This is a genomic window from Photobacterium sp. 2_MG-2023 (genome assembly GCF_030547675.1).
GTDB classification, from domain to species: domain Bacteria; phylum Pseudomonadota; class Gammaproteobacteria; order Enterobacterales; family Vibrionaceae; genus Photobacterium; species Photobacterium arenosum.
In genome coordinates this window covers 14,885-38,812 of the sequence record NZ_JAUOQQ010000011.1, presented here as the reverse complement: position 1 = coordinate 38,812, position 23,928 = coordinate 14,885, and the positions used below count along the sequence as shown (strand labels likewise).

General features: G+C 49.4%; 25 protein-coding genes. 15 read left to right on the top strand and 10 right to left on the bottom strand.

All coding sequences use genetic code 11. The annotated features are described in order from the left end of the window. Window positions 1–93 precede the first annotated feature (93 nt). The 4 genes from Q4491_RS10700 (at window position 94) to Q4491_RS10685 (ending at window position 2,607) form a co-directional block, all read left to right on the top strand. Window positions 94–492 carry a hypothetical protein gene (locus Q4491_RS10700; RefSeq protein WP_192013665.1) on the top strand — a complete coding sequence of 133 codons (399 nt, stop codon included), beginning with the start codon at window positions 94–96 and terminating at the stop codon, window positions 490–492. A 223-nt stretch (window positions 493–715) separates the two neighbouring features. Beyond that, a complete protein-coding gene (locus Q4491_RS10695) occupies window positions 716–1,342 on the top strand; it encodes a hypothetical protein (protein ID WP_120513075.1) in 627 nt (208 codons plus the stop codon). Window positions 1,343–1,417: 75 nt separating this feature from the next. Then, window positions 1,418–1,993, top strand: coding sequence for a hypothetical protein (locus Q4491_RS10690; RefSeq protein WP_192013664.1), 576 nt, complete (start codon window positions 1,418–1,420; stop codon window positions 1,991–1,993). Between the two features lie 32 nt (window positions 1,994–2,025). Continuing rightward, window positions 2,026–2,607, top strand: a complete 582-nt coding sequence (locus Q4491_RS10685; RefSeq protein WP_192013662.1) for a hypothetical protein — start codon at window positions 2,026–2,028, stop codon at window positions 2,605–2,607. Here the strand turns inward: Q4491_RS10685 and Q4491_RS10680 are convergent. Next, the gene (locus tag Q4491_RS10680; protein ID WP_303457392.1) at window positions 2,604–3,947 is read right to left on the bottom strand and encodes a D-serine ammonia-lyase; all 1,344 of its coding nucleotides are present in this window, start codon (window positions 3,945–3,947) and stop codon (window positions 2,604–2,606) included. The two genes, Q4491_RS10685 and Q4491_RS10680, sit on opposite strands and share 4 nt — an antisense overlap. A 213-nt stretch (window positions 3,948–4,160) precedes the next feature. On the opposite strand from Q4491_RS10680, the gene Q4491_RS10675 reads away from it, so the two are divergent. The 3 genes from Q4491_RS10675 to Q4491_RS10665 are packed head-to-tail and all read left to right on the top strand — an operon-like array spanning window position 4,161 to window position 5,956. After that, window positions 4,161–5,102, top strand: a complete 942-nt coding sequence (locus tag Q4491_RS10675; protein ID WP_303457390.1) for a triacylglycerol lipase — start codon at window positions 4,161–4,163, stop codon at window positions 5,100–5,102. Between the two features lie 3 nt (window positions 5,103–5,105). Beyond that, window positions 5,106–5,714 (top strand): lipase secretion chaperone, encoded by a 609-nt coding sequence (locus Q4491_RS10670; protein ID WP_303457388.1) that lies wholly within the window; start codon window positions 5,106–5,108, stop codon window positions 5,712–5,714. Further along, entirely contained in the window at window positions 5,714–5,956 is a 243-nt protein-coding gene (locus tag Q4491_RS10665; protein ID WP_303457386.1) for a lipase secretion chaperone, read from the top strand. The genes Q4491_RS10670 and Q4491_RS10665 overlap by 1 nt, the downstream gene beginning before the upstream one ends. 89 nt (window positions 5,957–6,045) lie before the next feature. On the opposite strand, the gene Q4491_RS10660 is transcribed toward Q4491_RS10665, so the two are convergent. Then, the gene (locus Q4491_RS10660; protein ID WP_192013654.1) at window positions 6,046–7,239 is read right to left on the bottom strand and encodes a DEAD/DEAH box helicase; all 1,194 of its coding nucleotides are present in this window, start codon (window positions 7,237–7,239) and stop codon (window positions 6,046–6,048) included. A gap of 146 nt (window positions 7,240–7,385) precedes the next feature. Then, window positions 7,386–8,051, bottom strand: coding sequence for a glutathione S-transferase family protein (locus Q4491_RS10655; RefSeq protein WP_192013652.1), 666 nt, complete (start codon window positions 8,049–8,051; stop codon window positions 7,386–7,388). Window positions 8,052–8,419: 368 nt separating this feature from the next. On the opposite strand from Q4491_RS10655, the gene Q4491_RS10650 reads away from it, so the two are divergent. From Q4491_RS10650 to Q4491_RS10625, 6 genes are all read left to right on the top strand, one after another. Further along, complete coding sequence (locus Q4491_RS10650) at window positions 8,420–11,029, top strand: DUF2235 domain-containing protein (RefSeq protein ID WP_303457381.1); 2,610 nt, start codon at window positions 8,420–8,422, stop codon at window positions 11,027–11,029. Next, complete coding sequence (locus tag Q4491_RS10645) at window positions 11,022–11,612, top strand: hypothetical protein (protein ID WP_303457379.1); 591 nt, start codon at window positions 11,022–11,024, stop codon at window positions 11,610–11,612. The genes Q4491_RS10650 and Q4491_RS10645 overlap by 8 nt, the downstream gene beginning before the upstream one ends. Further along, entirely contained in the window at window positions 11,609–12,202 is a 594-nt protein-coding gene (locus Q4491_RS10640; RefSeq protein WP_303457378.1) for a hypothetical protein, read from the top strand. The genes Q4491_RS10645 and Q4491_RS10640 overlap by 4 nt, the downstream gene beginning before the upstream one ends. A 133-nt stretch (window positions 12,203–12,335) precedes the next feature. Then, window positions 12,336–12,803 carry an inner membrane protein YiaA gene (gene yiaA / locus Q4491_RS10635; RefSeq protein ID WP_192013644.1) on the top strand — a complete coding sequence of 156 codons (468 nt, stop codon included), beginning with the start codon at window positions 12,336–12,338 and terminating at the stop codon, window positions 12,801–12,803. Between the two features lie 158 nt (window positions 12,804–12,961). Further along, entirely contained in the window at window positions 12,962–13,885 is a 924-nt protein-coding gene (locus tag Q4491_RS10630; protein WP_192013642.1) for a LysR family transcriptional regulator, read from the top strand. A gap of 80 nt (window positions 13,886–13,965) precedes the next feature. Next, window positions 13,966–14,085: a 3-ketoacyl-ACP reductase gene (locus Q4491_RS10625; RefSeq protein ID WP_225444986.1), complete on the top strand. Its 120-nt coding sequence runs from the start codon at window positions 13,966–13,968 to the stop codon at window positions 14,083–14,085. Between the two features lie 86 nt (window positions 14,086–14,171). Here Q4491_RS10625 and Q4491_RS10620 read toward each other — a convergent pair whose 3' ends face one another. The 7 genes from Q4491_RS10620 to Q4491_RS10590 form a co-directional block, all read right to left on the bottom strand. Continuing rightward, window positions 14,172–14,930, bottom strand: coding sequence for an SDR family oxidoreductase (locus tag Q4491_RS10620; RefSeq protein WP_303457374.1), 759 nt, complete (start codon window positions 14,928–14,930; stop codon window positions 14,172–14,174). 17 nt (window positions 14,931–14,947) lie between these two features. Further along, on the bottom strand, window positions 14,948–15,862 hold the full coding sequence (gene mmsB, locus Q4491_RS10615) for a 3-hydroxyisobutyrate dehydrogenase (RefSeq protein WP_303457372.1): 915 nt from the start codon (window positions 15,860–15,862) through the stop codon (window positions 14,948–14,950). 54 nt (window positions 15,863–15,916) lie between these two features. Continuing rightward, window positions 15,917–17,068 (bottom strand): enoyl-CoA hydratase/isomerase family protein, encoded by a 1,152-nt coding sequence (locus Q4491_RS10610; protein WP_303457370.1) that lies wholly within the window; start codon window positions 17,066–17,068, stop codon window positions 15,917–15,919. A gap of 79 nt (window positions 17,069–17,147) precedes the next feature. Beyond that, window positions 17,148–17,942, bottom strand: coding sequence for an enoyl-CoA hydratase (locus Q4491_RS10605; RefSeq protein WP_155804810.1), 795 nt, complete (start codon window positions 17,940–17,942; stop codon window positions 17,148–17,150). Between the two features lie 84 nt (window positions 17,943–18,026). Continuing rightward, complete coding sequence (locus tag Q4491_RS10600; RefSeq protein ID WP_192013636.1) at window positions 18,027–19,181, bottom strand: acyl-CoA dehydrogenase family protein; 1,155 nt, start codon at window positions 19,179–19,181, stop codon at window positions 18,027–18,029. A 24-nt stretch (window positions 19,182–19,205) separates the two neighbouring features. Next, a complete protein-coding gene (locus Q4491_RS10595; RefSeq protein ID WP_192013634.1) occupies window positions 19,206–20,702 on the bottom strand; it encodes a CoA-acylating methylmalonate-semialdehyde dehydrogenase in 1,497 nt (498 codons plus the stop codon). A 58-nt stretch (window positions 20,703–20,760) separates the two neighbouring features. After that, the gene (locus tag Q4491_RS10590; RefSeq protein ID WP_303457364.1) at window positions 20,761–22,041 is read right to left on the bottom strand and encodes a thiolase family protein; all 1,281 of its coding nucleotides are present in this window, start codon (window positions 22,039–22,041) and stop codon (window positions 20,761–20,763) included. 212 nt (window positions 22,042–22,253) lie between these two features. On the opposite strand from Q4491_RS10590, the gene Q4491_RS10585 reads away from it, so the two are divergent. Both Q4491_RS10585 and Q4491_RS10580 read left to right on the top strand, forming a co-directional pair. Further along, window positions 22,254–22,634 (top strand): MerR family DNA-binding transcriptional regulator, encoded by a 381-nt coding sequence (locus tag Q4491_RS10585; protein WP_303457559.1) that lies wholly within the window; start codon window positions 22,254–22,256, stop codon window positions 22,632–22,634. A 94-nt stretch (window positions 22,635–22,728) separates the two neighbouring features. Beyond that, complete coding sequence (locus Q4491_RS10580) at window positions 22,729–23,898, top strand: isovaleryl-CoA dehydrogenase (RefSeq protein WP_303457361.1); 1,170 nt, start codon at window positions 22,729–22,731, stop codon at window positions 23,896–23,898. Window positions 23,899–23,928: the final 30 nt, after the last annotated feature.

Genomic DNA, 23,928 nt, shown 5'->3' with positions numbered 1-23,928 from the left:
ACATAACATTAAGTTGTTCTTGACCAAGTAAAGGCCGGACCAAAGAACAATATATAGAACTATCTACTACAACGTCAGAGAAGGAGCTTTATCATGACAGTTAACGTACAACAAACAGGAGCTATCAACAATATATACCCTGGCTCACCTAATGTGTTTAATAACAATCAGAAAGAAGCAGTTTATAATGTTATAGGACAACTGACCTATGCAGATATCTACCGTAACAACGCAGGAACGATTGTCCAAAACCAAACCATGCGTCTGGATATGCAGGGAACCTTTATGCAAGGTAACTATCGTTTTCATAACCTTCAGGTTCAGGTCAATGGTGTGAATGGTAACAGCACTGTTGCTCACGTCAATGTTTCTGAAGAAACAATGACTAACGATCAGCCCAACCAGCAGGGGGTATTAAGAAAAGTGCAATCAGCACTGAATCAAAGCTTTGATAATGCTGCAAGCTATCAGGTTACAGGTACAGCGCCATAATCAATCCGTCTCCCGCACAAACAGAAAGCCCATTTTATGGGCTTTCTTATTTTAAAAATAAAGTTCATCACATTAAAAATCAAAAATAATGATATCGGAAAGAAATTAAGGTATTAAACAAAGGTTAATAGTAGAAAATACCGTTATCTTTAACCTGTGCCTGAACAACTCAAGCACCAAAATCAACGAACACAAACGTCAGTTAATCTATGAGGAAAAGAACATGTCACAGTCACAAATCAACTTAAACTTCATTAACCGCTCTAATGATGTCAACAACAGCGAAGTGGTTATTTTCCAGAAAAATGTCGCCGAGAGTTTTGACGAAATAGCCATTGCCTGGCGTGTTATCCAAAACTGCGGGCGTAATGATAACCATCCTTTCGTTTATCCTTTGAAATTCGAAGTCTGTGCAAGTGATTCCTTCGGTAACTACACACCACAGATGACAGCTTACGACGGGCAGGCCTATGAAATGGTAAAAGATACATCCGGTGATGTACTGCGGCTTGCCAGTACACCCGCCGTATCTCAACAAGAAGTTGAAGTACGTAATAACCTGAGCAGTGGTTCGATTAATGCCAATATCTATCGTGACGGAAAGCTACTGGCTGCTAAAACCAATGTTTCACCGGGTCAGAAAGGGGTCTTCCAATTCCATCCAAGCATTTTCGTCGGGGTTGTTTCACAGGTGGTTGAAGGCGAAGTGATGAATTCAGCGATTATCCAGCAAGTCAACACTGAAATTAACCTGTTCGGTATTCAAAGTGCCGATCTTGTTATGACCGGTGGTGGTTCAGGGCCAACCGCCTCACCTTTTGAATTCCATCTGGAAAACATCAACAAATAAGACTGAATAACCCAGGTGTTACAGCTGTGCCTGTAACACCTGCTTCAATCCATTTTTCTGCGAAGAGACACTATTATGACTGATAATCAAACAAGCCCGGCTCCACATACCTGGCAGTCTGGCGACTGGAAAGAAAAAGCCAACATTCAGGCTCCGTACAATGGCATTCAGATCACCGGCAATCCGCAATATAGTGATAATGGCACATTTATTTCAGCGGCCATTACCATTACAGATTATACGAATGATCCGGCTGGCATCAGCAGTGACATTCAGGCATTAACGATCGCTCAAGGACAAATGGACATTCCTGTACCTGAAGCTCCGACAGATTCCGCTGACTCTGGCAAAAGCAATGAAACGACACATTCAGATCCAGAATCAGCTACTGCGCCTGATAGCAGCAATACAACAACGGTAGAGGCCACGTCAGACCAAACCAGCGCTGAGCCGGAAAATAGCCAGGATGTACAATTGGATTCAAGTGGTAACAAACGCAACGATTTTACCGTTAAAGGATGGATTGCTCTGGAAAGTAATACCATGGATATTTTTCTGAGGGTGCATTTTATGTACGGTCTCGACCCCTTTCAGAAAGAAGAACTCGGTTACATTATGGGCTTCAGTGCTTTATTACAAAGTGCCGACTGAGATATTCAATCGTTCAATTAAGTGGGGGAAGTATGCAAACGGATATCTGCTTTCGCAATTTATCATTGAACACTCATTTACCGAGTGTCACCATCTTTCAGCACAATCATCTGGATGAAGAAACAAGATGCATCGCATGGAAAGTCATTCCGTATTGCCAATTCCGATGGCGTCACCCGTTCAGAGTAGAGACAAGTTACAGTTACCGGCTCTGTGATAACCATGGTAATTACAGTGTTGCCAGAAATGTATCCCTGGAGAAACTCCCCCACCACGATGAACATGGCCTGCTCATTACTCAAGACAGTAATATTCTCAGTGCGATGAAAACCACTGATAATAAATATACAGGTATTCAGTTACTGAAGAACAATCGCGTCATTGCGAATAACGCATTGAGTAATGGCTTTCAGACTTCGTTTCTGCTGAGTGACAAGTTTTTTATCGCAGCAGATCTGCGGACATCACAAGGTAACCTCATACACCCCATCAATATGAACGTGAGTCTGACAAGCTTCGATATTCACGATAAGACCAGCATTGATATTACTATGACGGGTGGTCAACCGGGGGCTGAGTCCAGCCCCCTGACGTTTCAGATTTCATCCACTTAAGACACAGTATCAACACCAGATTTAGCTAAGTATGACGCCATTTCTTCCGGTGGTACCATGCCACCGCCCGTTGCCCAGACAAGATGAGTCGCATTTTTCATTTTCTGGTGATCTAACAGCATGCTAGCGACATAGTCATGATCCCGGCTGACATGCACGGGACCGGGCATACCCGCCAAGGCAGACGGCTCCAGTTCAATGCCCTCGCTTTGGGCTAACTGCCCCAACAAACGGTACATGTGCTCATCCGACAGCGTGAAATACCCGTCCAGCATTCTCTCCATAGCCCGACCGACAAAACCAGACGCCCGGCCCACTGCAAGCCCATCGGCTGCCGTTAAATTATCCAGGCCAATATCCTGTACAGAGATCGCATCATGCAAACCTGTATGCACCCCCAGTAACATGCAGGGTGAATGAGTGGGTTCAGCAAAAATACAGTGAACGTGATCGCCAAACGCCATTTTTAATCCAAAGGCAACGCCACCCGGCCCGCCCCCGACGCCGCATGGCAGATAAACAAACAGCGGGTGCGCATGATCAACAACAATCCCCTGCTCTTCGAATTGCTTTTTCAGACGTTCACCGGCCACAGAATAGCCAAGAAACAAGGTACGGGAATTTTCATCATCAATAAAAAAGCAGCGCGGATCTTTCTCTGATTCTTTGCGCCCTTTTTCTACCGCAACGCCATAATCTTGTTCATACTCCACCACATTCACGCCATGGTCTCTGAGCTTCTGCTTTTTCCACTCCCTGGCATCCGCTGACATGTGAACCGACACAGAGAAGCCCAGTTTGGCACTCATAATGCCAATCGACATCCCCAGATTACCTGTCGAGCCGACCGCAATACTGTACTGGCTGAAAAAATCCCTGAAAGCATCCGAATGCAATTTACTGTAATCATCGGAAACAGACAGCTGCCCGGCTTCTGTCGCCAGTTTTTCAGCGTGTGTCAGGACTTCATAAATACCGCCCCGCGCTTTGATCGAGCCGGAAATAGGCAGATGGCTGTCTTTTTTCAGCATCAAACGACCCGCAATCTCAGTGCCGTAACAAGCCTCAAGACACTGCTTCATCGCAGGAATATCAACCAACTCAGACTCAATCAAACCGTTTGTCTTTGCCGTTTCAGGAAATACAGTTGCCAGAAATGGCGCAAATCTCGCCAACCTGTCACTGGCATCCTGAATATCCTGAGCATCTAAGCCTACGTAAGGTAAGGCTTCACTCACACTGGTGACAGCCGGATTAAACCAGCACACTTCCTCCAAAGCGATCAATTGATTAAGCAATGGGTAATCAGCCTTAAGCTTTTCCACATCATTGGGAGTCATTGCGGCTTCCTTTTGGTAACTAAAGACAACGAAGAGTTTACTGAGCAAAGTGATTCTAAGTGGAGTGATGACAGATGAAAAGCAGCCTCTTACAAAGACACAAATATGCAACAAAAACAAAACAATGATCACAAATGAGAAACATCCATGAGGCGAGGCTGAAATTTGCCACTATGATTCCAACTCATCGGAGGTCTAACAAGGAGTGTGACAATGAAACAGTTAATCAGCTTATTCATCTGCTGTATCGCAACCTTTACCAGTCAGGCAGGTACCAGTACTGCTGGTGTGTCAGAAAAAGGCTACACAGAAACCCAATACCCCATCGTACTGGTTCATGGTTTGTTTGGTTTTGATTCCCTGGCTGGAATTGATTATTTCTACGGTATTCCACATGCGCTCAATAAAGACGGTGCGACCGTCTATGTTGCCCAGGTCTCTGCCACAAACAGTAGCGAATTACGCGGTGAGCAGCTATTGGCGCAAGTGGAAGACGTGCTGGCCATCAGCGGCGCTGAAAAAGTGAACCTGATCGGACACAGCCACGGGGGCCCGACCGCCCGCTACGTCGCTTCAGTTGCACCTGAACTGGTTGCTTCTGTAACCAGTATCGGCGGTGTGAATAAAGGTTCGCGCATTGCTGATATTGTCCGGGGCACGATACCGGAAAACTCCCTGCCGGAAGGCATCGCCGTTAAACTGGCACAGGGACTGGTCACCTTGATCAACCTTCTATCCGGCGGCAGTGAATTACCGCAAGATCCGCTTGAATCACTGGCTGCTCTCACCACTGGAGGCTCGCTGGCATTTAACCAGAAGTATCCGGAAGGTATCCCCACAACCCGATGCGGTGAAGGAGACTATATCGCTGACAATGGCGTGTATTACTTCTCGTGGAGCGGTACAGGTAACTTCACTAATGCGCTGGACCCGACCGATGCCGCAATGGCTGTATTAGGTCTGGCATTTGACGAACCGAATGATGGTCTGGTAGGCCGTTGCAGTTCGCACCTGGGCAAAGTGATACGTGATGATTATAAGATGAATCATCTCGATGAAATCAACGGTTTGCTGGGCATTACGCATTTGTTCGAAACCGCGCCCACCACACTTTACCGCCAGCATGCGAACCGTTTACAGCTACAAGGCTTATAAATAATGAAAAAGACCGTACTTTCACTCATAGGTGTAGTTGCAGCAGCGAGTGCGGTCTGTTTCTACTACCCAACGACCTCCGATACACCCGTTATGCAAGTGCCTTCCCAGCAAGACACAAAGGTAGACACTTATTCATCTCGCGATACTTTTGATTATTTTCTGTCGGGACTTGGCGAGGCAGATCTAGAAACACTAAAGGCACATTTCAACACTTACAATACCGGACAGCCGGAGGCTTATCAGCTGGACAACGACTTGTTCGAGCGATTCATTCAATATCGGGCGGCACTGAGCAATCTTAACCCTGACAATAGGCATCCATTAAATACTGAAAGCCTGCAGCGATTGAACGAGCAGGTGATGCAAATCCAGTCTGCATTTTTCAGTATCGAAGAACAGCAAAGGCTGTTTGGCGAAGAAAATATGCAGCGCCAACTCGCCTTACGGCAGCTTGAATTAAAAGATCACATAATCAATCAGGACGATTACTACAATGCCTGGGAGCAGGAAATCAATACCCTTCCACCTGTCATGCAGCAGAGCTACCAAAATGCCGCCGTGTTGTCGCAGCTGCAAGCTACAAACTCGCTAGAGGAACACAAGCATTAGTGGGGTCTGAAGCCGCTGACAGACTGGTAACTTTGCGCAAAGCACGGGAAGCATTTCAAACCAAGCTGGAGCACTATTTTCAGCAGCGGGATGCAATTTTAGCGGATAACAACCTGGCGAAGGAGGAAGAGCAGCAGGCGCTGAATGACCTCAGGCAGACCACATTTACTGCCAGCCAGATCCGCCGTGTTCAAGCTCTGGAATCTATCCGGGATACTCAATCAGTCGCGCCAGTTCAGTAACCCAGCGAGAGTGAATAGCAATACGCCCTGACTGTCCGGCCAGGGCGTATCGCTAATAAATAAGAAGTGACAACAATATCAGCCTTGCATCAGTCTTTTTGGGGGCGTTTGTTTTTCGGGACGTAATTGAGCACAGTCACCGGCACAGGTTTTTTCGGCGCAAAACCTTCGACTTCCCGACGCTCAATCAAATGTCCAAGACGACTTTCGATCATGCACAGGTTTTTGAAGTTATCTTTTGACACAAAAGAGATCGCTTCACCTGTCGCATCTACACGGCCGGTTCGGCCAATACGGTGTACATACTCATCTGCCGGGAATGGCAAATCGTAATTGACCACACGTGATAATTCTTCAATGTCGATACCACGGGCGCCGACGCCAGTCGCTATCAGGTATTTGATCTTGCCTGCTTTAAAATCCGCCAGCAATTGAGCACGTATAGCCTGGCTGCGGCCACTGTGAAACGCTTCGGCTTCAATACCGCGCTTTTCCAGTTGAGAGGCCAGTTTCGCTGCGCCGTGCTTGGTTTCTATGAAGATCAATGCCTGATCCCACTGATTCTCCTGAATCAAATGACTCAGGAGCGCAGATTTTTTGTCTTTATCAACCGTTATTAACCATTGTGAAATATTCGCTTTTGATGCCTGATTGGCCGCGATGCTTATTTCATACGGGTTATTGACAACCGATTTTGCCAGATCCCGCACCTTGTTCGACAAGGTGGCAGAAAACAGCAAAAACTGACTATTGTCTGGCAGACGATCCAGGATCTTGTTGATGGCTTCAATAAAGCCCATATCCAGCATCCGGTCCGCTTCATCCAGCACCACCATCTCGATTTCTTCGAAATACACGGCACGCTGACCATACATATCAATTAAACGGCCCGGAGTGGCTACCAGCACATCCACACCGTCGATCAGACGTTGCTTTTGCTGCTGCTCATCGACACCGCCGTACATCGCCAGCGACGTTAAACCAAGGTGCTTACCGTAATGGGTGACCTTTTCTTCCACCTGCATCGCCAGCTCGCGGGTTGGCACCAGAATTAGGGCACGAACGCGCTTTTTACGCTGGGTCTGACCTTGACTCAGTCTTTCCAGTATTGGCAACACAAAACTGGCTGTTTTACCTGTACCTGTCTGGGCGGCAGCAATAAGATTCTGCCCTTCCAGTATCACAGGAATGGCTTTCGCCTGAATCGTTGTCGGTTTTGTGTAACCCAGTTCGGCCACTGCTTTATTCAGTGGTGCACTAAGTCCGAGAGTAGAAAATGGCATGTATCGCCCCTGGTTGATCTGAACGCGGTAAAAGTAGAGCTGCCCCTACATCAAGCGCGGGAGTTTACCACGGAGTCTGCTTACCAGTGAGAAGAATTATCTTCCGATCTCCCTCTCTAAACATTGAGAGGGAAACCGAGGCTAAATCAAACCCTCTGTGCAACGTCTGTACCCGCTTCATCTTCCGGCACAATATCGGTTTCCAGCAATGCTTCTTTCAGCCAGGCTTTCACCGATGCCGACTGCAACACTTTATCCATATAGAGCTTGCTGAGATCGGACACTTCAATGCCATAGGTTTTAAAGCGAAGTACGACAGGCGCAAACATACAATCAGCGATACTCCACTCACCAAACAGCCAGCCACCATTGTCACTGTATTTCAGCATCTGTTCACGCCAGATCTGATCAATCCGGGCGACATCATTCTGCGCCGCCTCAGACAACTCAACATGCCGTCGGGCACGGCAGTTCATCGGCATTTCATTGCGCAGTGCAGTAAAGCCTGAGTGCATCTCACAACTGATTGCCCGCGCTTTCGCTCGTTCTGCGTTACCCTGCGGCCAGGCACGTCCCTGACAATAAGTTTCATTTACGTATTCACATATCGCCAGCGAATCCCAAACCGTGACATCACCATCAATTAGCACAGGTACTTTCGCAGCCGGTGAGTAAACTTCCAGCGTTCGGTAAAAATTGTCGGTAAACAGCGTGAGCTTATTTTCATTAAAAGGTATACCATTCTGAACCAGCATCAGCCAGCCACGAAAAGACCAGCTTGAATAGTTTTTATTGCCGATAATCAATTGCATATCTTGCCCTCATACTGAATAGCGTCTAAACATTTCAGTACACCCTACGCCTTTCTTGGCATAGTGACTAACGCATAATTCTGATAGCACATATCAGGATTCAGAATGTATATTCATCCATTTTTATGCCGTTATGAACTCATACACTCAACTCATACCTCGTATACCAGAATGTTTATGACCTTGAGCGCATTTTCACACTTAACATTTAATCTTTTTGCGAACCGCTCTGCAGTTTAAAAAATACCTGCAAAAAGAGTGAAAATGACAGGGGAAAACGACACTTAACCTACAAATAAGCCATTCACATCAATAAGTTACACCTGTACAATCGCCAGACATTCTTTGGTCTCTTCGATAAAAACACTATGTCGCTTATTAACAATAAACCCAAAAGGTTTGTAAAAGCGGGTTATAAACCACTGGAAGATTATAGCTCGTCGAACAAACCATCAGTCACTGCATCTAATAAGACTCAGCAACCTGTCGCTGAGTACGCATGTAACCTGCTGATTTATTGTTCTCTCGATGAACTCAGCAGCTTGCAGGTTGGCTGCTGGACCCTGAAACGTACCGCCACAGAAAAGGCGGTGACGAGCTGGGAAAAGTCACCGGGAAAGAGCGGACACAGCGTGCTGACTGCTTACTGTATTGAACAGGAAGAAAAACACCTTTTGCACGAGGTTTTCCTGCAGGCGGGCTTAGCCTCCTCTTATACCATTCAGCCTCAGCCAATAAACACCGGCCATATCAACGCAGAATTTGTACCGGTAAAATTAGCCGTGCAATTGGAAAAATGGCTTGGTTGGCCCACCCTTGGCTACTTCTATTATTTTTGCGACAACAAGCTGGCTAAAGAATGTAAACTGACCGGTGATGACAGGTGGAGCTTTCAATTTACCCGCTCTGACGCCACAACACTGACCGACGAATTATTGTCTGATCATCATTACAGCAGCCTGCTGCTGCCTTATAAAATCGAAGGGCAGCCCGTCTCAGACCAGTACATACTGTTTCGCAAACAAAAGCTCTCTGACGACGAGTTTGCCAAACTCTCACCGGCCTGGCTGCAAGAGCATGCCGTTGCGCTGGATATGCAGAGTATTATCGCCAGCCGCACGCAGGCACTGCTTGAGCGCAGCACTCAGGAAACCGCACCGTCAGAAAACGCCGCCGCGAAAACACATCACACAGTCAAAATGCGGCCGGATACCCGACAACGTGAAAGCTGGCCGGATATTGCAGAACAATACGGTCTGACTGCCAAGCAATTACTGGATCTGAACCCGCAGTACAACGATGATCCCCTTAAACTACAAATCGGCGATACTTTACAAATCACCAAGCTGAGCAGTAACACACAGCCCAAACAACCCGATGCCCCCTCTCCACTCACCGACATAGAAACAGGAAAAGCTTATCCTTTTGGTAATGTGTGGGGCACCTACAACCAGCGCTACATGATGCCGGACCTGCTGCATATTCAGGCGAACAGTAAAATTCTCGCCCATACACCTGTCGTCAATACTATGCAGGTAAAACAGCGCATCCTGCGAATCGGCGTATTCTTCGACGGCACCGGCCAGAACAAAGACAATGACTTGTATAAAGAGACCTATGGCAACAAGTCCCGTTCGAATATCGGGCGTTTATTCGATGCCTATGAAGAAAAAGAAGGCGAAATAGCTAAAATCTATGTCTCTGGTGTAGGAACAGTAGATGGTGCCCATCAAGATCCTGGTGAGATTGATGATGGCGATGATGAAAAAACCTTTGGCCAAGCACTGGGGGTCTTTGATTCAACAGGAGCCTTTGCCAAATGGCAAAACTTACTCAAACAACTCGCTAGTATTATCAAGATCATAGATACAAAAGGTTCTTACAATGCAATAACTCAGATTGAATTTGATGTCTTCGGCTTCAGTCGAGGCGCGGCTTTAGCCCGTCATTTTGTCAATGCTGCGTTAAAGGGGCTTCCCGATTACACTCGCAGGCGTCAAGGGAGAGACTCTCTTGGTATCACTCCCAACCTGTTAGGGACAGAAGACGCTCACTGGTTTAACAGTGAAGAAGGCTATGCATTGGATACATCGCGACAGGTCAGTGTCCGTTTTGTCGGACTGTTTGACACTGTCGGATCGTTTTACTGGCCCGGCAATGCCGATGAGGGCAACTTCCAACTTGTACTACAGCCGGATTGTGCGCAAAGCGTTGTGCAGTTGTGCGCACATCACGAAGTCCGAGTGAATTTTGCATTAACGACACTGAAAACCAAGGGTACACTGCCAGACAACTTTTATGAGGAAGTCTTCCCCGGCGCCCACTCGGATGTCGGTGGTGGTTATTCCGCTATTGAACAGTATGATAAAAAAGGCCTGGACGAACGGTATGAATTCCCCATGCTCACGACTTACAACAGAGAATGGATCAAATCAGAATCACTGGTTGGTAAAGTGATTCAGACCAGTGACGGAGTGAGAACGGTTCCCGAAAATCCAGACAGTAAATTGATCCCATACCTTGAGTTTTTAATAGCTGAGATAGAGCCTGGCTGGATACAGCACTGCCAGGATACATATGGGCAATATGGTGCTGTCAAACGAGATAAAGCCGTATTGCATTATTACCGCCTGCAACCGGTCAACAACGCACTATCCGGTCTAACTCAGGAACGCATGAAACAACAGGCGGAAAGCATCGGGATCAAATGGATTGCATCCGCTTACGAGCAACCCAAAGACTTTGTCACAGATGGTGATATTCAGCAACTTTGGCAGAAACTAACCGCTCTTCCGGTGGGGACCATCTCACAAGAGCACTGGCAAGCTAACGTAGAAAAACACGGTCACAAATGGATCCATCGCCCACATGATGCACTCATTAACCCTGGATACTTTGAGGTCTATGAATGGCTTGTGAATAAACCTAATCGTAACGACGACGATAAAATAGTAAGGGACATATTTGAAAATGCTTAAATGGTTATCCATCTTATTGATTTCGTGCACTGCCCTCTCTGCATGCTCATTTACGCCCTACAGTCCGAAAATTGCAGAGATTGGCAATGCAGGAAGTACCACTGGCCCACATATTATTAAACGAATGACTGTGACCGATACGAATAGCGGCCGGACAAATTTTGCTTATGGCGCAGTTAGTAGTTATCCCGGCGCTAGTGCTGATATCGGACGAATAGGAATACCAAAAAAAGTTGAAGGTTATTGGTCTAAAGGCTGGGATGAGTATGAAGAGTACTACTATATTTCGTCTCTTATCGACAGCAAACTAGCTGAGAATAAAATCGATACATTAAGAGACTATTACAAAAATCACGGAGATTATATGGCGGCAATGGTACTTGCTGTTGATGGCCCGCGTGTTCGTCTCATTTACACATTGAACTGTTTTGCAAAATTTAATGACTGCGCGCCCAGAAAAAACGCTGACCCCAATGGTTGGGTTGTTCGCTCTCCGGATGACACCACCGAAGTAGTCGTACTCTTCGACGGCACTGGCGAAGCCTCCGATACTCCGTTTCCTGGCTCACCTTACGATAAATGAATGACAAACGCTTCATCATACCCATTATTTGCAGCCTGTTTACAGGCTGTTCAAATACCTCAGCACCAATTGCCTCGACTGGCACGGCAGGCAGTACATCCGGCGATCACAGCATCAAAAGAATGTACATAAAAGATACACAAGGTGGGGGAGCCAGTTTTGCTCATGGTGCAGTAAGTAGCTATTCGGGAGCTAGTGCAGATATCGGCAGTATTGGAATTCCTAAATACATTGACGGGTATTGGGCCAAATATCATGCTGACGAAGATGAATTGATTAATTTTTATCGCATCTCTTCACCCATTGACAGCAATCTGGCCAAGCAAAAAATTGAAGCACTGCGTAATTACTACAAAAACCATAAGACATTTAATACAACACTACACTTAATTGTAGACGGCCCACGCGTTAGACTGTATTACACTATGAATTGCTTTTCTTATCGTATGGACTGCAGCCCGAAAGAAAATGCTGACCCCAATGGATGGGTTATTCATCAGTCAAATGATGCCACTCAGATCGTATTACTCTTCGACGGCACTGGCGAAGCCTCCGATACTCCGTTTCCTGGTTCGCCGTATGACAAATAAAAGCTTACATAGCGCTTATAATAGATAAAAATTCCATTAAACATTCATCCATTATGCAGTCGCCTATCTGAAAGAGCTGATTACAGTATTAACCGTTTCGTCACGATCTTGTTTTCTTACTTAAAGGTACAAAATGAACTCATCTTTAAAGCCAACCAAAGCGTTCGTGTTCACATCGTGGGCGGCACTCGCGATTGCACTATGTGCCTATGCCATCGGATTACTGAATGCCGGTCTTCAGCTCAATGAAAAAGGCTACTATCTTGTTGTCATGCTCTTTGGCCTGTTCAGTGTGATCACTTTACAAAAGACGGTACGGGATGAAATGGAAGGCATTAAAGTCACCAGCGCATATAAAATGCTGGTGATTGCCTGTGTGGCTATCGCCTGTGCGTTAATGGTCATTGGTCTGTGGAACGCCGATACACTGGCCCTGAATGAAAAAGGCTTTTTTGCCATTGCATTTGTTCTCGCGCTGTTCAGTGCAATTGTGACTCAGAAAAATGTCCGTGATCTCTCTTATTTTGAACAAGAAACGCCTCATAACATTGCAAGTTCACCTTCAACGGAAACTGCCGATACTGCATCCGAAAAGCTGTAATAGTCTGTCTCTCAACTCTATCCCTCCCTGTCACGATCACAGGCAGCCCTCATGGCTGCCTGTGTTGTTTGCTGGGTTTAGCTTCGTGACATTTTGGCCACACTCGCTGTATGCTTGCCTGACTCTTACATGTAGATGGATTTTCGTCAGGGACGCTTATGGATATTGATGCGCTGCGCAGCTTTCTCGCTTTTATCGATACTGGGAGCTTCACCCGGGCAGCAAAACAGACTTTCAGAACACAGTCTGCTATCAGTATGCAGATGAAAAAACTGGAACAGGAACTAGATAAATGCCTGTTTCAGCGTGAAGGTCGTCAATTGGTGCTGACTCACGAGGGGCAACAATTAGCAAGCTATGCCCGCCGCTTGTTAAGCCTGCATGACGAGGCAGTATCCAGCCTGAAATCGAATACAGACACCCAACCTTTGCTGATCGGTTGCCCGGATGATTATGCTGAAACCTTGCTGCCGCACCTTGTTTTCCTGATTCGCGAACAACTTGGTCCGGTTCAGATACATGTCACCTGTGCATCCAGCGTGCGTTTAAGGCAACTGATGGATAAAGGCGAATTAGATGCCGCCATGCTGACACGCCATCCAGACTCGGAAGAAGGCCACTTTCTGATGCATGATCAGGGAGTGTGGTACGGCACATCGCAAACCGATTTACTTCATCGTCGTCCACTGCCCATTGCTCTTTTCCAGGCAGATTGTAAATTTCATGCGGCGGCGCTGGATGGTTTGATGAAACAGGAAATCAGCTTTGATCTGATCAGTTGCAGCAGCAGTGCAACAGCACAACGCGGTATGGTGCGGGCCGGACTGGCCATCGGGGCAATGGCACGAAGCAGTATGTCGCCAGATTTACGGGTTCTGCATGCCGATTGGCTGCCATCGCTGCCGAATATTGATATCGTGCTGGCACTGGCATCCCGGTCACAGTCCCGGCTGACGGCCCAGTATGCAAAGTCGATCAGCCATGCGTTTCAACGCAATCCGCCCGTGATTCCATGTGATTCACAGCCGATGGACAAACCTCACGGAATCACAATGATGAAAACTGCAATCAAATGTGAATAGCACTCGCCTGCCGGTTTATTTTGTGGCATTGTCCCGCGACAGAAAAATGTCATACGCACTAACCCGAAGATATTAAAACTATGCCCGATACCCAGCCTAAATGGATGTCACTACTGACTAAAATCACTGTCTACCTGTCGCTGCTGATGCTGGTCATTGGTGGCGGGCTCGCCTTGTACGCCATCGTGTACGGCCCCTAGTTTATCGACATACTTTACGGACCAATAATTGACGGGCCATAACTGGCCCGTATTACCTGAATTCTGATCAAACAGAGCAACGCTGACTACATTCTCATGCCGCCATCCACTTCCAGCACCCGCCCGGTAAAATAGTCATTTTCCAGAATAAATTTCACCGCATGAGCAATTTCTTTGGCCTGACCAACACGCTTTAACGGGATCATTTTCTCAAGCCTGTCTATCGCTTCCTGCGGCATTTGATCAGCCATTGCCGTTCTGACGACTCCCGGCGCGATAGCCGCGGCGCGAATGCCATAACGTCCCAACTCTTTTGCCCAGCAAACAGCCATAGTAGCTACTGCGGCTTTGGAAGCAGCATAGTTGGACTGACCAAAATTTCCGGCTCTGGCGACACTGGAAATATTAATAATCACCCCAGGCCGTTGCGTCTGGATCATACGGGCAACAGCTTCACGCCCACAGAGAAAAGTCCCTGTACTGTTGACTGTCATCACGGCATTGAACTGCTCAAGGGACATTTTTGTTACTTCGCCCTCTTTCACTTTTACCAGCAAGCCGTCACGCAGAATACCGGCATTGTTCACTAAACCATCCAGCTGACCAAAATCGTCAATGATCTGATCGAATACCCGCTCAACCTGGCTTTCCTGAGTGACATCCGCTGCATAGGTCAACGCTTTGCTGCTTAACATCTGGCATTGAGTTCGCGTCTGCGCGAGGCCTTCCTGGTTAAGATCTATCAAGGCCAGGTCAGCACCGGCCTGAGCCAGCGTCACGGCCATCATTTGCCCTAATCCCTGACCAGCACCGGTGATTGCAATCACAGCATTTCGTAGATCCATACTGATCTCCTTTCACTTTAATGTTGTTTTACTTCACCGTGATAAAACTCAAACAGGCTGGAAAAATCGCGCTGTTCATTGCCGTTCGCATTATGAAACGCATACAGATTGCGAGCCAGTGCTCCCATTGGCACAGACGTCTGACTTTGCAGTGCGGCATCCATGCCTAATCCCAAATCTTTGAGCATCAGTTTACTCATAAACCCAGGCTGATAGCCTTTACTGGCAGGTGCATTGTCCATCACCCCAGGACAAGGGTTGTAAAGCTCCAGTACCCAGTTACGGCCGGAGCTTTGCAGCATGATGTCCGACAACACCTTGGGATCCAGTCCGTTTTCCATGCCCAGATTAATCGCTTCACAGGCGCCTGCCATTTGGACGGCCAGCATCAGGTTATTGCAGATTTTCGCCATCTGCCCGGCACCGGCCGGTCCCGCATGGAAAATGTTTTTCCCTACATGCTGCAGAACCGCTTCGGCGCGATGAAAAGCTGAATCCGTTCCACCGACGATGAATGTCAGCGAACCGGCTTCTGCACCGGCAACACCGCCAGAGACGGGAGCATCAACAAACTCCAGCTGATGCTGCTGGGCATGGCTGGCCACTTCTTTTGCCGTTGCGGGATCAATGGTGGAAGAGTCAATCAGAAAAGTGCCGGATGAAACCAGATTGAGCAGGCCGGCTTCTGGCTGTCCTTTTGGCCCCAGATAGACATCATGGACATGCTGACCTGCCGGCAGCATGGTGATCACGGTATCCGCTCCGGCCACTGCTTCTTTTAAAGAGGACGCCACCTTAGCCCCCTCTTTTTCCAGCTTACGAGCCGCATCAGTATTGATATCGTAAACATTGACGTGATAACCCGCGCTGAGTAAATTCCTCGCCATCGGGCTGCCCATGTTGCCTAATCCAATAAATGCTATTGCTGCCATAACACACTCCTGTTCAGACTCTGTAAGCACGGCTCTATGCGTTGGGTGCAGGTATTACTCTGCGCCTAAGTTGCGCAGCGGGTGATCATCATCACTCCACATGGGTGCAAAGAGATCATCAATCACGCTGCTATCTACTGCCGACACATTGGGGAAAATCCATTTCGGTTCGCCGCACTTATCAATCAATCGTGCCCGGACGCCTTCCTGAAACTCGCCCAGCATGCCGCAGCGAACAGATAAACCAAGCTCAAGGCGGAAACAATCAGCCAGAGAAAGGGCTTTGTAGTCCGTCATTTGCCGGTAGCAAATATGCGCCGTAACCGGACTGCCCTGTTTCAGGGTTGATTTCGCGGTTTCCAGCCAGGTACCTAAGCCGTCAATGGCCTGAATTTGCTGACAGATTTCGTTCAGGTCTCGCCCTACGCTGGCAGCCTGAATCTGAGGAAAGTACGGGATCATCTGGCTGGGCGGCCATGCTGGTTTCGCGGCTTCCGCTAGTTGACTCAAACACGCTGTGACCGCCAGGTCTGATTCCCCAGCCTGCTGCCAGTCAATCGCCTGCAAACCGGAAAGCACGGCCTGTTTGTGCTCAGACAATAAAATATAATCCGCCATTTTCAGATCGAGAGCATCGCTGGCATTCACACGTGCCCCCGTCAGTCCCAAGAACAGTCCAATGCCGGAAGGTAACTGATTCAGAAACCAGGTGCCGCCAACATCCGGATACAAGCCGATCGTGACTTCCGGCATCGCCAGTATACTGGTCGGGGTTACTACCCTGTGGCTCGCCCCCATATACAGACCGATACCACCGCCCATTACAATGCCTTCACCCCATACGATGAGCGGTTTTTTGTACTGATGGATCTGATAATCACAGCGATACTCAACACTGAAATATTCAGTCAGAAAAGCTTCAGGTGATGCGCCGCTTTCACCGGCCTGCTTGTGGGCATCGGCTTCAATCATGGCATGGTACATGGCGCGCACGTCACCGCCGGCGCAAAAGGCTTTGCTGTGCTCGCTGTGAAGAAAAACACACACGATCTTGCTGTCATTTTCCCAGTCAGCCAGTTGAATGCTTAACTGCTTGAGCATTGGCAGTGTCAGTGCATTCAGTGCTGCGGGGTTTTCCAGTGCCGCGACACCAATGCGGGAGCCGTCTGCGCATTCCAGCTCGTTAAATTTGATTGTTCCTGTCATGATCTCTCCATTCATGATCTTTTCATGCTGCGTGTCAGACATAACCATTGTGGCGGACACGACATCCAGTATTTCTGTATTATTCGTTTTTCCAGACAGGTGCACGTTTCTCCAGAAACGCATTCACCCCTTCTTGTTGATCGGCTGTATCAAACAGGCGGACAAAACGTTCCCTTTCCTGAATGAGCCCCTGATGTAAAGGCGCAAACCTTGCTTGCTGAATCAATGCCTTACAGGCTGTGACCGCTGTCGGGGACTGGTTAGCCACTTCCGCCGCCAGTTTCATTGCCGTCTCCAGCCCTTGCCCTGACGCCACCACTTCTTCAACCAGACGGATGTCCAGCGCCTGCGAGGCGCCCACCCGCTCACCACACAAAATCATACGTTTTGCCCAGCCTTCACCCACCAGCCAGGCCAGATTCTGCGTACCACCAGCGCAAGGAAGCAGGCCAACACTGGCTTCCGGCAATGCCATCACCGCATGGGCCTCAGCAATGCGGATGTCACAGGCTAATGCCACTTCAAGGCCACCGCCCATTGCATAACCGTTAATCGCAGCAATCGAGACACCCCGGTACGACGACAATGTTTCAAAGGCCTGACCGAAGCAATACGCCATGTCAGCCGCCACGCCTTTATCGCCGCTGGCAAAGAGTTTGAGATCGGCACCGGCAGAAAAGAATTTCTCACCTTTTCCCGTCAGCACCAAGGCATAAATGGATTTGTCTGCATTCAGTGCTTCGACCAGAGATTTCAGCTGATGAAGACTGTCTGCCGTCCAGGTGTTAGCTGGCGGATTATTCATGGTCAGTACTGCAACATGGCCATCAATCGTCACCTCAATCGGGCCGTTTGTTTGTGTCAGTGGGTGCATCATCCCGCCCTCTTTATCTTTAATTGCGTACTCTGTGATTACGTAGTTTGGGTAACTTCTTGCCTGTGGACTGAGCACAACGATTCAAAGCAGTGCAGTATCGTCGTTCAATAACCGGCGCGCGATGATCAAGCGCATGATTTCATTGGTTCCTTCCAGAATCTGATGTACCCGCACATCGCGGAAATGGCGTTCAATCGGATATTCCTGGATATAGCCATAGCCGCCATAGAGCTGCAACGCCTGATCACAGACCGCAAAACCCACATCGGTTGCAAAGCGTTTTGCCATAGCGCAATACGCCGTCGCTTCCGGATCGCCGCGATCCAGCTTGCTGGCGGCATATCGCACCAACTGACGGGCCGCCACCAGTTCAGTCGCCATATCGGCCAGTTTGAATTGCAGGGCCTGAAAGTGAGCCAGCGGTTTGCCAAACTGTTTGCGCTCTGTCATGTACTGGCGGGCCAGATTCAGCGCCTGCTGCGCGGTACCCACGGAGCAGGTTGCTATGTTGATCCGGCCGCCATCCAGGCCTTTCATGGCGAATCTGAATCCCTGGCCTTCTTCACCTAACAGGTAATAAGCCGGAATCCGGACTTTATCGAATGTCACCGCGCGTGTTGGCTGGCTGTGCCAGCCCAGCTTAGGCTCTTTGCGGCCATAGCTGATGCCCTCAGCACCGGCCGGCACTATGAACGCCGAGATGCCGTCAGGCCCGGCTTCACCGGTTCGGGCCATCACAATCAGCAAGTCCGTATCTCCGGCACCGGAAATAAAGGCTTTAGCGCCAGAGATCTCATAATGATCCCCTATACGCACCGCCTTGGTCGTCAGCGATGCCGCATCAGAACCTGCGTTAGCTTCAGTCAGACAATAAGATCCGAGCCATTCACCGCAGCTCAGTTTCGGGCAGCATTCAGTTCTGGCCTGATCGGTCGCGAAACTGGCAACCATCCAGCTCACCATATTGTGTATCGTCATAAACGCTGTGGTTGAGGTGCAGCCCATCGCCAATTGTTCAAAGATGACGGAGGCATCCAGCCGATTCAGCCCCATGCCACCTTGCTCCGGCGGTGTATACAGGCTGAGAAATCCCATTTCACCGGCCTGACGCAACACATCCTTGGGGAAAGTAGAGGTTTCGTCCCAGCTGGCAGCCATAGGTAATAACTGCTCCCTGGCAAACTGACGTGCTGCTTCTTCAAAGGCACGCTGATCTTCATTGAGTTCAAAATCCATCGCTTACTCCGGCACAGGTAATCATCAATGATCCATATTTATAGTCAGGTTAGGGCCTTTCGGGATGTCGTCATCAAACCACCGCGCTGTCACCGTTTTGGTCTCGGTGTAAAAACGGACGGCCTGCTTGCCATAAGCATGTAAGTCACCATAGAAACTGCCGCGCCAGCCCGTGAATGAAAAGAAAGGCAATGGCACAGGAATCGGCACATTGATACCCACCTGACCAACCTGAATCTCATGCTGAAACTTGCGCGCCGCCGCGCCGTTGGCGGTGAAAATAGACGTCCCGTTTCCGTAAGGGTTGTTATTGATGAGTGCAATCGCTTCTTCAAGCGAAGCCGCTTCGACACAGACCAGCACAGGACCAAAAATTTCCTCGCGGTAAATGCTCATTTCCGGGGTGACGCCACTGAATAACGTCGGCCCGACCCAGTTACCATTCGGGTAATCTTTCACTGTGCATTCAGTACCATCCAGCTCGCACACCGCCCCTTGCGCTTTGCCTTCCTGAATCAGTCGCAGTACCCGCGTTTTGGCCTCCGCGCTGATCAGAGGACCGTAAGCGGCATCTTCCTCATCCCAGCCGCCGGGCTTCATGGCTGCCATGGCTTCTTTCAGTTCGGGAATCCAGGCTTTTGCGCCGTCAACAAACACGGCAACCGAAATTGCCATACAACGTTGACCAGCCGCCCCGACGGACGCCCCCACCAGATTGTTGATCACCTGTTCTTTGTTCGCATCAGGCATGACAACCAGATGGTTCTTCGCACCCGCGAACGCCTGAACACGTTTCAGATTGTGTGTACCGGTTTGATAGATATAGCGTGCGACCGGCACTGAGCCGACAAAAGACACAGTACGGATATCCGGATGTTCCAGCAGATGATCAACCTGGGCTTTGCGGCCATGTACGACCTGCAGCACACCGGGAGGCGCACCGGCTTGTTCAAACAATTCAGCCAGCCTGACTGATGTCAGAGGCACCTGATCGGAAGGTTTAAGTATGAAGGTATTACCGGCAGCAATAGCCAGCGGGAACATCCACAGCGGGATCATGGCCGGGAAATTGAACGGCGTGATACCGCTGCAAACACCCAGTGGCTGGATCAGAGAGTAAGTGTCGATGTTAGTGGCGACGTTTTCAGTGGTTTCACCCATCATCAGGCTGGCGATGTTTGCCGCCTGTTCAACCACTTCAATTCCGCGCCAGACATCCCCTTTGGCGTCGGCCAGAATTTTGCCGGTTTCACTGGAGAGCAAACAGGCCAATTCATCATGGTGTGCTTTGAGCAGTTGCTGGTAACTCAGCATCAGTCTGGCCCGTTCAGGCACGGGCACAGTTTTCCATTTCTCAAAGGTGGCTTTGGCACTGGCGATGGCTTTATCGATCTCGGATGTCAGCGCGCAAGGCAGATGGGCGATGACCTCGTTGGTCGCGGGGTTAGTCACATCAATCCATTCATCTGACTGCGACTGGCAAAATTTTCCTTCAATAAACAGAGGTACTTTCTCAATCATTTTCACGTCCTCTCACCTGTCTTACCATAGCTGGCGTCACCGCTGCCAGGCACGAATGTTACTGAGCCGGTAATTCGATTGCGATTGCTGTGGCTTCCCCGCCACCAATACATAACGAGGCAATACCTTTGCAGACGGCGCCGTCTTCCTGCTGTTGTCGACGAAGGGCATGTATCAGGCTGACGATGATCCGGGCGCCACTGGCCCCTATCGGATGCCCCAGGGCACAAGCGCCGCCATGAATATTGACCTTGTCGGCATTTAAATGCAGTTCACGCACCGCAATTTGCGTAACGACCGCAAATGCTTCATTGATTTCCCACAGATCCACCTCATCGACTGACCAGTTCAGACGATCCAGCAACTGACGGATGGCGTCTACCGGTGCCAGGGTAAATTCAGACGGCAGGCGTGCATGGGTTGTCTGACCGCGAATGATCGCTATGGGCGATAAACCATGCTGGCGGGCAGTTTCACTGTCCATCATCAGCAACGCGGCTGCGCCATCGGCAATGGAGCTGGAATTAGCGGCAGTCACTGTGCCGTCTTTGGCAAATACCGGCTTAAGCTGCGGGATCTTTGCCGGATCGACTTCACTGGGGTGCTCATCGGTTTTCACCAGATGCTCCCCGCGACGATCCGCCACCACCACCGGGCAGGTTTCCTGATCAAACCAGCCATGCTCTATCGCCAGACGCGCTCGCTCTACTGACATTGCAGCCCAGTCATCCATGTCTTCGCGGCTAAATTGCATCGCATCGGCAATCTGCTGTGCATACACGCCCATCAGTTCACCTTCGTAAGCATCCTGTAAACCATCCAGAAAAATGTGGTCTTCCGTTGTCTGATGCCCGAGGCGAAAACCGCCCCTTGCCTGCCGGAGAAGATACGGTGCATTGGTCATGCTTTCCATGCCTCCGGCCACCGCAGTGTGAATACTGCCGGCACGGATCATATCCGCAGCAAGCATCACGGTTTTCATCCCGGATCCGCACACTTTATTTACTGTCACGCAGCCTGTAGAAATGGGTAAACCGGCATTCAGTGCCGCCTGACGGGCCGGCGCCTGACCACAGCCGGCCGGCAGTACACAGCCCATCAGCACTTCGTCAATGTTCAGACCATCGGGCTGATCGGGGGCTAATTCATCGGCGAAAATACCAATGCTTTCCAGTGCGCCTTTTATCGCATACGCCCCCAGTGTTGTTGCCGACAAAGAAGAAAACTGCCCCTGAAAACTGCCCAGAGGAGTTCGCTTGGCAGACACTATCCAGACTTCCTTTTCCGGTTGCTGAGACTCGCCGCGTTGGGGTGCGGCTGTCTTGGTGGTGGTTTCCATTACCCGGCTCCACTTTTCTTGACGTTTACGTAAGCATAGCACTAACATTTACGTAAACGTTAAGAAACAAAACAACAACAGTATCACTTCTATTTGGTTGATAGGCGTACAGAATTGTTGCCATGATGCCGGCCTGGCCAGCGTTCTGACTCCACTCTGTGACAGTCGGTTATTCAGTCCCGCTTAATCCGCAACGAGAGGACAGCAGCGTGGTGAACACCTTTAAGATCAGTGAACTTGCCAAAGAGTTTGGTATCACCACCCGCAGCATTCGTTTTTATGAAGATGTGGGGCTGCTCCAGCCAGACAGAGAAGGTGCCATACGCATCTATCAGCGGCGGGACAAAACACGGCTGAAATTAATTCTACGCGGAAAGCGACTGGGTTTTTCGCTGGCCGAAATCCGCGAGCTGTTTGACCTGTACGATACCAACCAAAGTGACGGCCAATTGCGGCAAATGATCACAATGATCGACGAAAAACAGCACAAACTTCAACGCCAGTTAGACGACATTAAGGTTGTCATGGAAGAACTGAACGCCGCCAAAAGCCGATGTAAACTGGCACTGAACGGTAAAACGAAAGAAAAATAGCCCGTTGGCTAATCGCCAACTGAGCATCACGACATCTTGTTGAGAATACAGCCGTTTCTCAGGACCAGTCCGGTTACCGGATAAAGGAGATCCTATGAAAGACCTGTTTACCCCGCTCAACTTTGGCCTCGGTGAAACACTGGATATGCTACGCGATCACGTCAACCACTTCGCCGCCGATGCCATTGCTCCCATTGCCGGACAAATTGACAAAGACAACCAGTTTCCCTCCCACTTATGGGCTGCGCTGGGTGAAATGGGTTTGCTGGGGGTGACTGTCAGTGAAGAATTTGGCGGGGCTGGTATGGGCTATCTGGCGCATGTGGTCGCCATGGAGGAAATCAGCCGGGCTTCGGCCTCGGTCGGGCTCAGTTACGGCGCACATTCCAACCTGTGTGTAAATCAGATTTTCCGCAATGGCACCCAGACGCAGAAAGAAAAATATCTGCCTGGCCTCATCAGTGGTGAGCAGGTCGGCGCGCTGGCTATGAGTGAAGCCAACGCGGGTTCCGATGTGGTCAGCATGCAGCTCAGGGCAGACCAAAAAGACGATCGCTACATTCTGAACGGCAACAAAATGTGGATCACCAATGGACCGGATGCCCATACCTTTGTCGTGTACGCAAAAACCGATCCCAAGGCAGGGTCGAAAGGTATCAGCGCCTTTATCATTGAACGTGACTTTCCCGGTTTCACCCGCGCCCAGAAGCTCGACAAATTAGGCATGCGCGGCTCCAACACCTGTGAGCTGGTGTTTACCGACTGCGAAGTGCCGGCGGAGAACCTGCTGGGCCCGCTCAATAAAGGCGTCGAAGTGCTGATGAGCGGCCTGGACTACGAACGCGTGGTGCTGGCTGCCGGGCCGCTGGGTATTATGCGAGCCTGTCTGGATGTGTGTCTGCCCTATATCCACGACAGAAAACAATTCGGAAAATCCATCGGGGAATTCCAGCTGGTACAAGCCAAAATGGCGGACATGTACACGCGGATGAACGCAGCCCGTGCCTATGTTTACACTGTGGCTGCGGCCTGTGATCGCGGAGAAACCACTCGCCAGGATGCCGCGGGCGTCATTCTTTATTGCGCTGAACTGGCCACTCAGATGGCGCTGGATGCGATACAACTGCTGGGCGGAAACGGCTATATCAACGAGTTTCCTGCTGGTCGCCTGCTGCGGGACGCCAAGCTGTATGAAATTGGTGCAGGTACATCGGAAATTCGTCGCATGCTGATCGGCCGGGAGTTATTTGAGCAAAGCCGTTAAACAGGATTTTAACGACTATCGCAGAAGACA